Below are 13578 nucleotides of genomic sequence, written 5' to 3' on the forward strand. Positions count from 1 at the left end.
ATGCTGATTCCCGTGATTCTTTCCGGCGGTGCCGGGACAAGGTTGTGGCCGGTGTCGCGTGAAGGCCATCCCAAGCCGTTCATGGCCTTGCCTGACGGCCAGTCGCTACTGGGCAAGACCTATCGGCGGGCCGCGGACCTGCTCGACGGCTGGGGCGATATCGTCACGGTGACCAACCGCGAGTACTACTTCCAGAGCAAGGATCACTTTCGGGACGCGCACCTGGGTCGTCATCGCGGGCACTTCCTGCTGGAGCCGACAGGTCGCAATACGGCGCCGGCCATTGCCGCCGCCGCCCTCTCCCTGCAGGCCCTGCATGGTGACGACGCGATCATGCTGGTCATGCCCGCCGACCACCTGATCGTCAATGTCGACGCGCTGAAGGACGCAGTCGAGCATGCAGTGACATTGGCCAGGCGCGGTCACCTGGTGACCTTCGGTGTGGTGCCGACCGCTGCGGAAACCGGTTTTGGCTACATTGAAGCCGGCACATTGCTGGACGACAAAGGCGCTGCCAGCGTGCGGCGCTTCGTCGAAAAACCCGACCTGCAAACCGCGACTCATTACCTGGAAAGCGGCAACTTCCTGTGGAACTCCGGGATGTTCTGCTTCTCGGTCGCCAGCGTGCTGGCCGAGCTGCAAACCCATGCTCCCGCCTTGCTGGAGCAGACGCAGACCTGCATGGCCGCCAGCGCTGCGGTGGAAAACGCGGGGAGCCTGCAACAGGAACTGTCGCCGGCCCTGTTTGGCGAAATCATGGACATTTCCATCGACTACGCGTTGATGGAGCGCTCCGACAAGGTGGTCGTCGTGCCGGCCCGTTTCGACTGGAGCGACATCGGCTCCTGGGGTGCGGTGGCCGCGCTGGTACCGGCGGATGCACAGAACAACCGCGCCGTCGGCGAGTCTATTTTCATCGACAGCCACAACAACTTCGTCCAGAGCGATAACCGTCTGGTCGCGACCGTGGGTGTGGATAACCTGATCATCGTCGACACCGCCGACGCGGTGCTGGTGGCCCACGCCGACCGCGCCCAGGATGTGCGCCGGGTGGCCAGGCAACTCAAGGATAAAGAGCACGAAGCCTATCGCCTGCACCGTACGGTCAGTCGTCCATGGGGCACCTACACCGTGCTCGAGGAAGGTCCACGCTTCAAGATCAAACGCATCGTGGTCAAGCCCGGCGCCAAGTTGTCGTTGCAGATGCACCACCATCGCAATGAACACTGGGTGGTGGTCGAGGGCATGGCCAAGGTCACCAACAATGGCACCGGCACTCACCTGGTGGCCAAGAACGAATCGACCTTCATTGCTGCCGGTCACAAGCATCGCCTGGAGAATCCCGGCGTGATCGACCTGGTGATCATCGAAGTGCAAAGCGGCGAATACCTGGGAGAGGACGACATCGTCCGCTTCGAAGATCAATACGGCAGGACGGTTTGAATGCTGCTTTCCCTTTACCGCACGCTGAGCAGCTATCGAGGGTTCATCCTCGGTAGCGTCCAGCGAGAGTTTCAGGCGCGTTATCGCAATTCGTTGTTCGGTGCCTTGTGGACTGTGCTCAATCCACTGTCGATGATCATTGTTTACACCGTGATTTTTTCCCACATCATGCGCGCGCGTTTGCCAGGGGTAGATGACGGCATGGCCTACAGCATCTACCTCTGCGCCGGGTTGCTGACCTGGGGCTTGTTCGCAGAAATCACCGTGCGCAGCCAGAACATGTTTCTGGATAACGCCAACCTGCTGAAAAAAATCAGCTTTCCACGGATCTGCCTGCCGGTGATCGTGCTGTTGAATGCCGGTATCAACTTCGCAATCATCATCGGCCTGTTCCTCGGTTTTCTGTTGATCACCGGTCGACTACCGGGCCTGGCGCTGTTGGCGCTCATTCCTCTGCTGGCATTACAGGTGATGTTCTGTGCCGGGTTGGGGATTATTCTTGGTGTATTGAATGTGTTTTTTCGCGATGTCGGGCAATTTTTCGCCATCTGTCTGCAATTCTGGTTCTGGTTGACGCCAATCGTTTACCCGATGAGCATCCTGCCCGACTGGGTGCAGCGCTTGCTGCAATTCAACCCCCTGACCAACCTGATCACCAGCTACCAGAACATCTTCCTGTACGGCCAATGGCCCGTCTGGAGTTCGCTGCTGCCGATCATGGTCGCCAGCGTATTGCTCTTCGTCATCGGACTGCGGCTGTTTCGGCAGAGGGTCGGTGAAATGGTGGATGAACTCTGATGGGGCACATTCGCGTCACCGGCCTGGGCAAGGCCTATAAACAATACCCTACCCGCTGGAGTCGACTGGTTGAATGGCTGGTCCCGTTCTCGCCGATCCGCCATCACCAGCACTGGGTGCTACAGGACGTGACCTTCCAGATTGCCCCCGGAGAATCGGTGGGTATCGTCGGGGTCAACGGCGCCGGCAAAAGCACCTTGTTGAAGATGATCACCGGCACCACCCAACCCACCTGCGGCACCATTGAGCTCGAAGGCCACGTCGCCGCCCTGCTGGAGTTGGGCATGGGTTTTCATGCGGACTTTACGGGCCGGCAGAATGCGGTCATGGCCGGGCAATTGCTGGGCATGCAGGTCGAAGAAATAGAAGCGTTGATGCCGGAAATCGAACGTTTCGCGGAAATAGGCGACGCCATCGACCACCCGGTGCGCACCTATTCCAGCGGCATGCAAATGCGTCTGGCGTTCAGCGTGGCCACCGCGCGGCGCCCGGACATTTTGATCGTCGATGAAGCACTGTCGGTGGGCGATGCCTACTTCCAGCACAAAAGCTTCGACCGCATCCGCAGCTTTCGCAAAGCCGGTACCACGTTGTTGATCGTCTCCCATGACCGTGGGGCGATTCAGTCGATCTGCGACTCGGCGATCCTCCTGGAAAACGGCCACATGGCCATGCACGACACACCCGAAACCGTCATGGATTACTACAACGCCCTGCTCGCCAAGCGTGAAGGACAGACCGTGCGCCAGGAAGCCCTCGCTGGTGGTCAGGTCAGTACCATTTCGGGAACGGGTGAAGCCAGGATTCTGACCGTGCGCTTGCTCGACAAACATGAACGCTCCATCGACGCCGCCGAAGTCGGCCAGCCGGTCGTGCTGGAGGTGAATGTCGAGGTTCGCCAGGACATCGAACGGCTGGTACTGGGCTTCATGATCAAGGATCGCCTGGGCCAGGCCATGTACGGCATCAACACCCATCGCCAGGATCAGGCGCTGACCGATCTGCAGGCTGGCGAGCGCGTGACCTATCGCTTTGCTTTCGTCATGGGGCTGGGCAAGGGTAACTATTCCGTGGCGTTGAGCTTGTCTCGCCTGGATTCGCACCTGGACCGCAACTTCGAGTGGCGCGATTACGGGTTGGTGTTCCATGTGATCAACAACCGCCAGGAAGATTTTGTCGGCTGCTCGTGGCTGGCCGCGAAGACCACTGTCACACGCTCAAGCGCGCCGGTCACTTCGGAGAGCACGCCATGACGCGTCTTTTGGTGGAGTGCACGCACGTATTCCAGCACCCCAAGGTAAATTCGGGCATTCAGCGGGTGGTGCGCAACGTCGTCAACCAGCTACCGGAATCGGTCGACGGTGTTGAATGCATCCCGGTTGTGATGCTGAAGGGCAAACTCTATCGGGTACTGAAACTCGGTGCGCTGAACATTCCGTTTTTCGATCAGTTGATGATGTTCGGCGGGCGACTTGGCCGGCTGGCACATCGTTTCTGGCAATGGCACCAGCGGCTCGACCAACGCTTGACGTCGCGACTCGCCCGACGCGTGGTGTACGTGACTTATCGACTGACAGCGCTGACCTGCTTCAGCGTGCCGCTGCGTCTGATCGACCAGCTCAATCAGTATCAACTGCCCAAACGTTGCGCGCCGTTGCAGCACCAACCAGGGGATCAACTGGTGCTGCTGGATTCGTCCTGGCACACCGACTTTTTCCCGTTTGCCGAACAGCTCAAACGTGAAGGCGTGGGCATAGTTTCAGTGATCTACGATTTGATTCCCCTGACGCATCCGCAGTTTTACGACACGCGGCTGGTGCAGGTTTTCAATGAGTGGTTCGACTGGATCACTCAAACCGCCGATGGCTACGTGGCCATTTCCGCCACGGTGCGCGATCAGGTGCGTGAGGAGGTTGAGCGCCGTCTGGGCTCTGCCAAGGCCACCGAGTTGTGGTTCGATTATTTCCACCTGGGCTCCGAACTCGATCTGCGCGAAGTCAACGCCGCCGTGGAACCGCGTCTTGCCCGACTGTTCGCGACGCCGGAGCCGGTGTTTTTGATGGTCAGTACCATCGAGCCGCGCAAGAACCACGACTACCTGCTGGACGCCTTCGAACGGGCCTGGGCGACAGGCTCCAAGGCCCGGCTGTGCATTGCCGGGCGAGTCGGCTGGAAATGCGATGCACTGCTGGCTCGGGTCCGTAATCACCCGCAGCTGAACCAACGACTGTTCATGTTCAATGACCTGAGCGACACCAGCCTCGAGCATGCCTACACCCACGCCAGCTCACTGGTGTTTCCGTCTTTTGTGGAAGGCTTCGGCCTGCCGCTGGTAGAAGCCATGCAGCGTGGACTGCCGGCCATGGGCAGCGACATTGCGGTCTTTCGCGAAATCGGCGGCGAGTTCATGGCGTACTTCGATCTGGCCGAGCCACAAAGCCTGGCTGATCTGGTCATTCGTTTCGAGAGCAGCGGTCAATTCCCGGCCACGCGCGACGTCGCGGACTGGCGCTGGATCGGCTGGCGTGAAGCCAGTGCGCAATTGGCCGAACGCACCCTGCGCAATCTCTCGGACGTGCCGCTCGTACAAGAGAGGCAACATGCGCATTGCCCTTAACGCCCGGATTCTCCAGGCGCCGCGCACCGGCATCGGCCACTACGTTGCCGAACTGGCGAACGCCCTGGCGGGTGAACCGGATATTGAACTGGCGCTGTTTCATGGCTGGGGCTGGAGTGCTGTTCTACCTGAAGCGGCCATGCCCGGTTACTCCCGACTGACACCATTGCTGCGGCAGATTCCAGGGGCCTATCAGGCCCGACGGTGGCTGGAGCAGAAACGCTTCGATCAAGGCCGCGCGCAAGCCATCGACCTCTACCACGAACCAAGTTTGTGGCCGCTGTCGTTCGACGGCCCGACCGTCATCACCCTGCATGACCTGACTCACCTGCACTATCCCGAAACGCAGCCACCGGCGCGCTTGCGAGAAATCGAACGGCGCGTGGCCGACGGCGTGCGACAGGCAAGCCTGATTCTTACCGACTCGCAGTTCATTGCTGACGAAGCCCAGGCGCATTTCGGGTTACCAGCCGAGCGATTTGTCGTCGCACCGCTGGGTGTAGCCGCGCGTTTTCACCCGCGGTCCCCCAAGGCTATCGACGCCGTACTCAAGAACCATGGCGTTGAAGCGCGGGAATACTTCCTTTGTGTCGGTACCCTGGAGCCGCGCAAGAATCTGTCCCTAGCCCTGCGCGCCCACGCCCGATTGCCGGAATCGGTCCGTCAGCGTTTTCCATTGCTGATCGTCGGCATGGCCGGCTGGCAGCGCGAGCAGTTCAGCGGAGAATTGCACCAGGCCCTGGCCTGCGGTCATGTCTGTTTGCTGGGCTATCTGCCTGACGAGCACGTTGCGCAGCTGCTGGCCGGTGCCCGGGCATTGATTTTTCCGTCGCTTTACGAAGGTTTTGGCCTGCCGGTGCTGGAGGCCATGGCCTGCGGCACGCCGGTCATTCTGACCAGACGTTCGGCCATGCCCGAAGTGGCAGGCTCTGCGGGTAACTATGTTGAACCGGATGAAACCGACGGCTTGCGCGATGCAATGAGTCGTCTGATCGAGGATCTAGCGCATTGGCAGGCATGCCGAGAAGCCGGATTGCTACAGGCAAGGCTTTTTACCTGGGAACGCTGCGCGCAAGTCACGGCCAGCGCTTACCGCCAGGCAATGGGAGGTTGAATGCGAGTTCTTCATTTTTTCAAGACGTACCTGCCTGACTCGGTCGGCGGGATCGAACAAGTGATTTTCCAGTTGTGCGAAAGCGGTGCCCTGCACGGCGTTGAAGGCAAGGTGCTGACACTCAGTGCCGATCCGACACCGCCGGTGATGCAGATCGCTCAACATGAAGTCCATCGAGCCAGGCTCGACATTCAGTTCGCCTCCACAGGGTTTTCCTGGAGCGTCTTCAAACAGTTTCGCGAGCTGGCGGCCGAGGCCGATGTGGTCAATTACCACTTTCCATGGCCGTTCATGGACCTGGTGCATTTCGCCAGCGGCCTGAACAAACCCAGCGTGGTGACGTACCACTCGGACATCATCCGCCAGAAACACCTGTTCAAACTTTACCGGCCGCTGATGAATCGCTTTCTGCACAGCGCCGACCGGATCGTCGCTGCATCGCCCAATTACCTGCACACCAGTGATGTGTTGCAACAGTTTCAACACAAGACCCGAGTGATCCCCTATGGATTGAACAAGGCAGGTTACCCACAGCCGGACAGCAATCGAACGGCTCACTGGCGGCAAAAGCTGGGCGACAAGTTCTTTCTGTTTGTAGGTGTGATGCGCTACTACAAAGGCTTGCACATCCTGCTCGACGCCCTGAAGGACCTGGATTACCCGACAGTGATTGTCGGTGCCGGCCCGCTTGAAGCAGAGCTGCATGCCCAGGCGAGCGCCTTGGGTTTACGCAATGTCCACTTCCTCGGGCGTTTGGGGGAGGAGGACAAAGTAGCGCTGCTGCAACTGAGCTACGCCATCGTGTTCCCATCGCACCTGCGCTCCGAAGCCTTTGGCATTTCGCTGCTGGAAGGTGCGATGTACGGCAAACCGATGATCTCCAGTGAGATTGGCACGGGGACCAGTTACATCAACATCCATAACGAAACCGGGCTGGTGGTGCCGCCGAGTAATCCATCGGCGTTTCGTGAGGCGATGCGCACGCTTTGGGAAAACCCGGTGCTGGCGGCGCAAATGGGCGAGAAGGCGCAGGCCCGTTATCAAACTCTGTTTACGGCGGAAGAAATGGGTCGCAAATGGGCGGCATTGTATGAGGAACTGCTGGAAGAGAAAGCCCTCGCCTACGCCTGACGCTTCATCCATTCTTCAAGCGTCTTGTGGTTGCCGGCTTTGGATTCGACGGTTGGAGCGCGACGGCTCGCTTGTTTTGACTGGCAGGAAAACGGTTGAGGCGAAATTTTATTATCGCTCGCCCAACCAGGCGCGCGATTTTGCAAGGCACGCCTTAATAGGTGGATCGAACTTGCGTTTAATAACCCAGCAATCGGTCCGCACAGTTCAATAACGGTTCGCCGATATTCAATCGACGGAGGTTTTCCGCCACTTGTTCGGCAATACAGTCATGGGAAGCCGCCGAAGCCATGTGCGGGGTGATCGTTACGCCGGGCATATTCCATAGCCGATGGTCGACCGGCAGCGGTTCCTGTTCGAAGACATCCAGCAAGGCGCCACGCAAGTGCCCGCTCGCCAGTGCCTGTTCGAGATCGTCGATGTCCAAATGACCGCCCCGGCCACAGTTGACCAGTGCCGCCGCCCTGGCGAGCTGCTCGAAAGTGGCTCGTCCGAGAATCCCGCGGGTTTCGCCGGTGAGTGGCAACAGGTTGATCAGCAATTCGACGCCATCGAGAAACGGATGCAACGCATCCGCCCCGGCGAACGTGCGCACACCCGGCAAGTCCTTGCTGCGCCGTGCCCAACCGCGCACGTCATAACCGGCTGCGGCCAGATCCAGAGCAATCGCGCTGCCCAGCGATCCGAGCCCCATCACACCGACCTTGAACTGCCCCGCCGCCCGTTGCAGCGGCCGCTCCCAGCGTTGCTCCCGCTGTTGCGACAACACCTGATCGAAACCACGGTGATAGTGAATCACCGCCCAGCGCACGTACTCGGTCATGCCCTGGCGATGGCCCGGGTCGACCACACGGCAAATCGGCAGATCCGGGCATGACGGATCGTGATCGAGGTGATCGATACCGGCGGCCACCGAGTGAATCACCTGCAGGTTCGGCAATGCGCCGAGACTGCCCGGCAAGGGAAACCAGCACGCCGCCATCTGCGCATTGGCGGCCCGGGAATCATCGGCCAGCACCACGGTGAGCTGCGGCGCACTGCGGGCAAACGCCGCTTGCAATTGCTTGAGCAGCAAGGTGTCGCGGGACAGCAGAACCACGGTATTCATGACAAATAGGACTCGCGCTGGGATTCGATCAGGGTCAGAGCGGCCTCCCAGGCCAGGTCGATGATGTTGTCCTGCTCATCACGGTCAAACTGCTCGGCGGTGTGCGCACAAACTTCCGGCGACGGGTAATGCAGTGCCGAACCACCGGCCAGCGCCTGCACCTGGGCCTGACAGGCCCGCTCCAGAAAATGGATCTCCTGGAACGCCTGGGCCACGCCCGAACCACCCACCAGCAAACCGTGGTTGCGCAGGATCATCGCCCGGTGCGGACCGAGGTCGGCAATCAAGCGTTCGCGCTCATCCAGCGACAGCGCGATGCCCTCATAGGTGTGATAGGCCAGCTTGCCGTAGAACTTCAGCGCGTGCTGACTGATCGGCAGCAAGCCCTGCTTCTGCGCCGCGACCGCCATACCGGCCGCTGTGTGGGTGTGGATCACACAGTTCAGGTCCGGACGCGCCATGTGGATCGCCGAGTGAATCACGAAGCCGGCGGCGTTGACCCGATGGCCTGCGTACTCTGGATCGACCACCCGCCCGTCCTGATCGATGCGCACCAGGTCCGAGGCGCGCATGCGGTCGAAGATCACCCCGTAACGGTTGATCAGAAAGTGGTGCTCGGGCCCCGGAATCCGCAGGGTGATGTGGGTGTCGATCAGGTCGGTCATGCGAAAGTGCGCGACCAGTCGATACAGCGCAGCCAGTTCGCAACGGGCTTGCCATTCAACCGGGTCGATGTGTGCAGGTTTACTCACGAATACACCTCTTTGGCAGCGTGGGTGATGACCGGGTTGGCGCGCAGGCGGGCCAGGCCGCAAACACCGATCAGGGACAGGGCCGAGAGCAAGGTGAAGAACACCGCCAGCGGCAACCATTGTCCGGAAAACTTGCTGGCCAGCAGGGTGCCGATCAGCGGCGTGGTGCCGCCGGCCACGGCGCAAGCCAATTGGTAGGCGATGGAAATGCCCGAGTAGCGCAGGTGCACCGGGAAGGCCTGGGTCATGTAGCCGGCGATCACCGCGTATAGCGCCGAGAGAATCACCACCGCCAGGGCAATGCCCGCAGTCATGAACACAATGTTCTGCGTGCCTACCAGCAGGAACATCGGGTACGGCGTGACCATGCACAACAGCGCGACCCATTTGAGAAAACGACCTTCGCCGATACGTTCGGCGATCAGCGCCGAAAGCGGTTGCGAGAGCAACTGGATGACAGTCACCAGAAACAGGCAATCGAGAATCGTCGAACGGGCAATGCCCTGATATTGGGTGACGTAGGTGATCATGAAGGTGTTGGTGAAGAAGAACCCGGCCGAGCCGATGGTCACGGCAGCGGCGGCGAACAGGATCTGCCGCCAGCAGGTGCGGATCACGTCCATCACCGGGTACCTGGCGGTCTCGTTGTTGTCCCTGGCCTTGGCAAATTCCGGCGACTCGTGAACGCCGGAACGGATCAGCAGGCCGACCATCATCAGCACGCCGCTGGCGAGGAACGGCAGGCGCCAACCCCAGGCGAGGAACTCCTCTGGCTCAAGGGACGTCACCAGACGAAAAGCGATCAGTGCCAGCAACAAGCCGGCCGGGCTGCCGAGTTGGGCGAACGAGGCGTAGAACGTCTTGCGCTCGGCCGGTGCATGCTCGCTGGCCATCAGCACCGCGCCGCCCCACTCGCCACCGACCGAAATGCCCTGGATCAAGCGCAACACGATCAAGCCGATCGGCGCCCAGATGCCGGCGCTGGCGTAGCTCGGCAGCAAGCCAATACCCGCGGTGGCGACCCCCATCAGGGCCATGGTCACCAACAGCATTTTCTTGCGCCCAAGACGATCGCCCAGATGACCGAACACCATACCGGCCATGGGCCGGGCAATGAAGCCGACAGCGAAACTGCCGAACGCCGCGAGGGTACTCATCACCGGGTCGCTGCTGGGGAAGAATACTTGCCCGAGGACCAGCGCCGCCGCGGTGGCGTAGATGTAGAAGTCGTAGAACTCGATGGTCGTGCCAATGAAGGCAGCGGCCGCGGCTCGGCGCGGTTGGGCGGTAGTGTGCATGCAAGGACCCTGTGTACTTATAGTTTTGGGCAGGTGTTGAGGCTGGTAACGGTTGCGCTCTGTGGCGCTTGTGGGCTTTATCGCTTCCGTGCAAGGATTAGTCAATTTTCAAATTCTTATCTTTACTATTAGCACTGCTACTGCATGAGGTTTTATGCCCTCCACTTCCAACCCATGGGTCGGCCGGCGCTTTCTCAATGACCGCCTCGACTGGAACCTGCTGCGCACCTATCTGGTCATCGGCCAGGAAGGCAGCATGAGCCGCGCTGCCGCGCGCCTGCACATCACCCAGTCGGCGGTCAGCCAGGCGCTGAAACGACTGGAAGAACAACTGGAATGCGTGTTGATTGCCCGCAGCGGGCGACGCTTTGACCTGACGGAAACCGGGGAAGAAGTCCTGCGCATAGCAGCGGATATCTATGGGGACATTTCACGCCTGGGGACGGTGGTGGAGAGCCGTCACGACGACGTGGTGGGCAAGATCCGCATCCTCACCGTCAGCGGTGTGCAGGCGCGGCATTACGATGATTTCCTCGCGGATTTCCATGAAACCCATCCGAAAATCGAGCTGGAAGTCGAGGTGATGGGCAGTTCGAACATCATCAGTTCGCTGCTGCAAAAGACTGCGACCATCGGCGTCGGCCTGTGCCGCTTGCCACAGCCGCGACTGGAGCAACGGGTGCTGTTTCGAGAGACCTATGCTTACTTTTGTGGCCAGCGACACAGGCTGTTCGGGCAAGAGAATCTGACCCTGGAACAGCTCGCTGCGGAAAACTTTGTCAGCTTCACCAGCGATCAATTAGGCGGCAATCTTTCACCCCTGACGCTGTTCCGTGACCAACAGGGTTTCACCGGCAAGATCGTCGCCTCTTCCACCAGTTTCGAAGAAATTTATCGTTTTATCTGCGCAGGTTACGGCATCGGCGCCTTGCCCACGCATCTGGTGCGCCGGGATGTCGAACAAGGTCTGCTCTGGCGCTTGCCGCCGGAAGACGGGGTGGTGGATTTCGACATCCAGCTGTTGTGGAATCGCGAACAGAAGATGAGCCAGGCCGAAACCGTGTTCCTCGAGAGCTTCCAGCACATGCTCAGCATCCGTGAGCCTGTGCTGTGAAGCCATGGGGGTTCAGACGTGAGGATCGCCCGGCGCCTTGCTCGGCGCGGCGTACTGCGGCTTGAGGTGGCCGTCCTGATCGAGTAGCCAGGCGTCCATGATCTCACGCACGACCGGTCCGGCGACGCGACCACCCGCTTCGCCGTTTTCGATCATCACCGAAATCACGATCTTCGGGTGCTCGGCCGGGGCAAAACCGACGAACAGGGCATTGTCGCGGTTACGCTCGCGGGTTTTCTCCCGGTTGTAACGTTCGCCCTGCTTGATCGCCACCACTTGCGCGGTTCCACTCTTGCCGGCGATACGGTACTGCGCCCCTGACGCTGCGGCCCGGGCAATCCCGCGGGCATCGTGCATCACCATCTGCATGCCGTGGTTGACCTGCTCCCAGTCGCGAGGGTCCTTGAGCAGAATGTTCGGCATCGGACGCTCATCCACCGGCGCGACGCCGTCCACGGTTTTGGCCAGGTGCGGGCGATTCCACACACCTTTGTTGGCAATCAGGGCCGTAGCCTGGGCCAATTGCAGCGGCGTGACTTGCATGTAGCCCTGGCCGATACCGAGAATCACCGTCTCACCAGGAAACCAGGCCTGACGACGCGTGGCGCGCTTCCAGGCTTGGGATGGCATCAGGCCGGGGGATTCTTCATTCATGTCCAGGGAGACTTTCTCACCCAGTCCGAACATGGCCATGTAGTCGTGCAGGCGATCGATACCGAGCTTGTGTGCCAGGTCATAGAAATAGGTGTCGTTGGAACGCATGATCGCCGCATCCATATCCACCCACCCATCGCCACTGTGGTTCCAGTTGCGGTACTTGTGATCGAAATCCGGCAGTTGGTAATAACCGGGGTCGAACACACGGGTCTGTGGCGTGACGACACCCGCATCGAGGCCGGCAATCGCGACTTCCGGCTTGATGGTCGAACCCGGCGCGTACAGACCGCGCAACACACGGTTGAACAGCGGGCGGTCGATGGAGTCGCGCAGCGTGGAGTATTCCTTGGAGCTGATACCGGTGACGAACAGATTCGGATCGAAACTCGGGTTGCTGACCATGGCCAACACTTCACCGGTCGACGGATCGAGCGCGACCACGGAACCACGACGATCGCCCAGGGCTTGCTCGGCGGCTTCCTGAAGCTTGACGTCGAGGCTCAGGACAATGTTTTCGCCTGGCACCGGGTCAGTGTGCTTGAGCACTCGCAGCACGCGGCCCTGAGCATTGGTTTCGACTTCCTCATAACCGACATGGCCGTGCAGTTGTGTCTCGTAGAATTTTTCGATCCCGGTCTTGCCGATGGATTGGGTGCCTCGGTACTCGACCGTATCCAAAGCCTTTGACTCTTTCTCATTGATACGTCCGACGTAGCCGACCGAATGAGCGAAGTGCGCGCCCAACGGATAGTGTCGAACGAACTGCGGCTCGACATCGAGGCCCGGCAGGCGGAACTCATTCACAGCGAGTACGGCAATCTGCTCTTCGCTCAGTTCATAGAACAACGTCACGGGTACGAAGGGGTGATGTGCCTGCTTCATCGCCTTGTCAAACAGCGTGCGATCTTCAGCGGGCAAGTGCAGGAGATTGACTACCTCGTCCAGCTCTTCGTTTACATCGGAAGCACGTTCGCGGGTGATGGTCAGGTTGTAGCTGGGACGGTTGTCTGCGAGGAGCACGCCGTTGCGGTCATAGATCAACCCGCGGGTAGGCGTAATTGGCAGGACGTGGACGCGGTTGTTTTCGGAGATGGTTGAGTGATAGTCGAACTCGACTACCTGCAGGACGTACAGACGTACCACCAGAGCACAGGTAATGGCGGCAACGAACAAGGCGCAGGCCATGAGTCTCTTGTTGACCAGGTGTGTTTCTTTTTCGTGGTCCTTGATCGGTATCGGTTCAGGCACTTGTGCAGCAACTCTTTGAAAAGAATGCCGATCCGTGGGCGCAAACTCAGTCCATTAAAAATGAGCTGCACCTTACCAAAAGCGCGGAGTCAGGTTTATGTGATTTTTTTTACAATTGACCTTGAGTGGACGAGCCAGCTCGCCCCCTGCTTTCCTGCGGACAAAAACAAAACCCCTACCTGCGTACGCAGATAGGGGTTTCGGAATTTAATCTTGACGATGACCTACTCTCACATGGGGAAACCCCACACTACCATCGGCGATGCATCGTTTCACTGCTGAGTTCGGGATGGGATCA

Annotated in this window: 11 protein-coding genes and 1 rRNA gene; 7 read left to right on the forward strand and 5 right to left on the reverse strand. The window is 59.8% G+C overall.

Annotated features, from left to right (window positions below):
• Genes AC1D1M_RS25650 through AC1D1M_RS25675 form a run of 6 tightly spaced genes read left to right on the forward strand, consistent with a single transcriptional unit; the run spans position 1 to position 7103 of the window.
• On the forward strand, positions 1-1443 hold the full coding sequence (locus tag AC1D1M_RS25650) for a mannose-1-phosphate guanylyltransferase/mannose-6-phosphate isomerase (protein ID WP_477777789.1): 1443 nt from the start codon (positions 1-3) through the stop codon (positions 1441-1443).
• Positions 1444-2241 carry an ABC transporter permease gene (locus AC1D1M_RS25655; protein WP_477777790.1) on the forward strand — a complete coding sequence of 266 codons (798 nt, stop codon included), beginning with the start codon at positions 1444-1446 and terminating at the stop codon, positions 2239-2241.
• On the forward strand, positions 2241-3494 hold the full coding sequence (locus AC1D1M_RS25660; RefSeq protein ID WP_477777791.1) for an ABC transporter ATP-binding protein: 1254 nt from the start codon (positions 2241-2243) through the stop codon (positions 3492-3494). Before AC1D1M_RS25655 ends, AC1D1M_RS25660 begins: the two co-directional genes overlap by 1 nt.
• Positions 3491-4858 (forward strand): glycosyltransferase family 4 protein, encoded by a 1368-nt coding sequence (locus tag AC1D1M_RS25665; protein ID WP_477777792.1) that lies wholly within the window; start codon positions 3491-3493, stop codon positions 4856-4858. Before AC1D1M_RS25660 ends, AC1D1M_RS25665 begins: the two co-directional genes overlap by 4 nt.
• Entirely contained in the window at positions 4842-5972 is a 1131-nt protein-coding gene (locus tag AC1D1M_RS25670) for a glycosyltransferase family 4 protein (protein WP_477777793.1), read from the forward strand. The genes AC1D1M_RS25665 and AC1D1M_RS25670 overlap by 17 nt, the downstream gene beginning before the upstream one ends.
• Positions 5973-7103 carry a glycosyltransferase family 4 protein gene (locus AC1D1M_RS25675; RefSeq protein WP_477777794.1) on the forward strand — a complete coding sequence of 377 codons (1131 nt, stop codon included), beginning with the start codon at positions 5973-5975 and terminating at the stop codon, positions 7101-7103.
• Positions 7104-7281: 178 nt separating this feature from the next.
• Here AC1D1M_RS25675 and AC1D1M_RS25680 read toward each other — a convergent pair whose 3' ends face one another.
• From AC1D1M_RS25680 to AC1D1M_RS25690, 3 genes are read right to left on the reverse strand one after another with little or no spacing between them, the layout of a single operon-like run.
• Positions 7282-8211: a 2-hydroxyacid dehydrogenase gene (locus AC1D1M_RS25680; RefSeq protein ID WP_477777795.1), complete on the reverse strand. Its 930-nt coding sequence runs from the start codon at positions 8209-8211 to the stop codon at positions 7282-7284.
• The gene (locus AC1D1M_RS25685; RefSeq protein WP_477777796.1) at positions 8208-8963 is read right to left on the reverse strand and encodes a class II aldolase/adducin family protein; all 756 of its coding nucleotides are present in this window, start codon (positions 8961-8963) and stop codon (positions 8208-8210) included. Before AC1D1M_RS25685 ends, AC1D1M_RS25680 begins: the two co-directional genes overlap by 4 nt.
• Entirely contained in the window at positions 8960-10261 is a 1302-nt protein-coding gene (locus tag AC1D1M_RS25690; RefSeq protein WP_477777797.1) for an MFS transporter, read from the reverse strand. Before AC1D1M_RS25690 ends, AC1D1M_RS25685 begins: the two co-directional genes overlap by 4 nt.
• Before the next feature lie 154 nt (positions 10262-10415).
• On the opposite strand from AC1D1M_RS25690, the gene AC1D1M_RS25695 reads away from it, so the two are divergent.
• Positions 10416-11375 carry a LysR family transcriptional regulator gene (locus AC1D1M_RS25695; protein ID WP_477777798.1) on the forward strand — a complete coding sequence of 320 codons (960 nt, stop codon included), beginning with the start codon at positions 10416-10418 and terminating at the stop codon, positions 11373-11375.
• A gap of 12 nt (positions 11376-11387) precedes the next feature.
• Here the strand turns inward: AC1D1M_RS25695 and mrdA are convergent, their stop codons facing one another.
• Together mrdA and rrf are read right to left on the reverse strand one after the other, a co-directional pair.
• Entirely contained in the window at positions 11388-13280 is a 1893-nt protein-coding gene (mrdA, locus tag AC1D1M_RS25700; RefSeq protein WP_477777799.1) for a penicillin-binding protein 2, read from the reverse strand.
• A 211-nt stretch (positions 13281-13491) separates the two neighbouring features.
• Positions 13492-13578: ribosomal RNA gene (gene rrf / locus AC1D1M_RS25705) — 5S ribosomal RNA — on the reverse strand; the annotation flags it as partial.

The sequence above is a fragment of the Pseudomonas sp. P1_F7 genome, assembly GCF_056405655.1.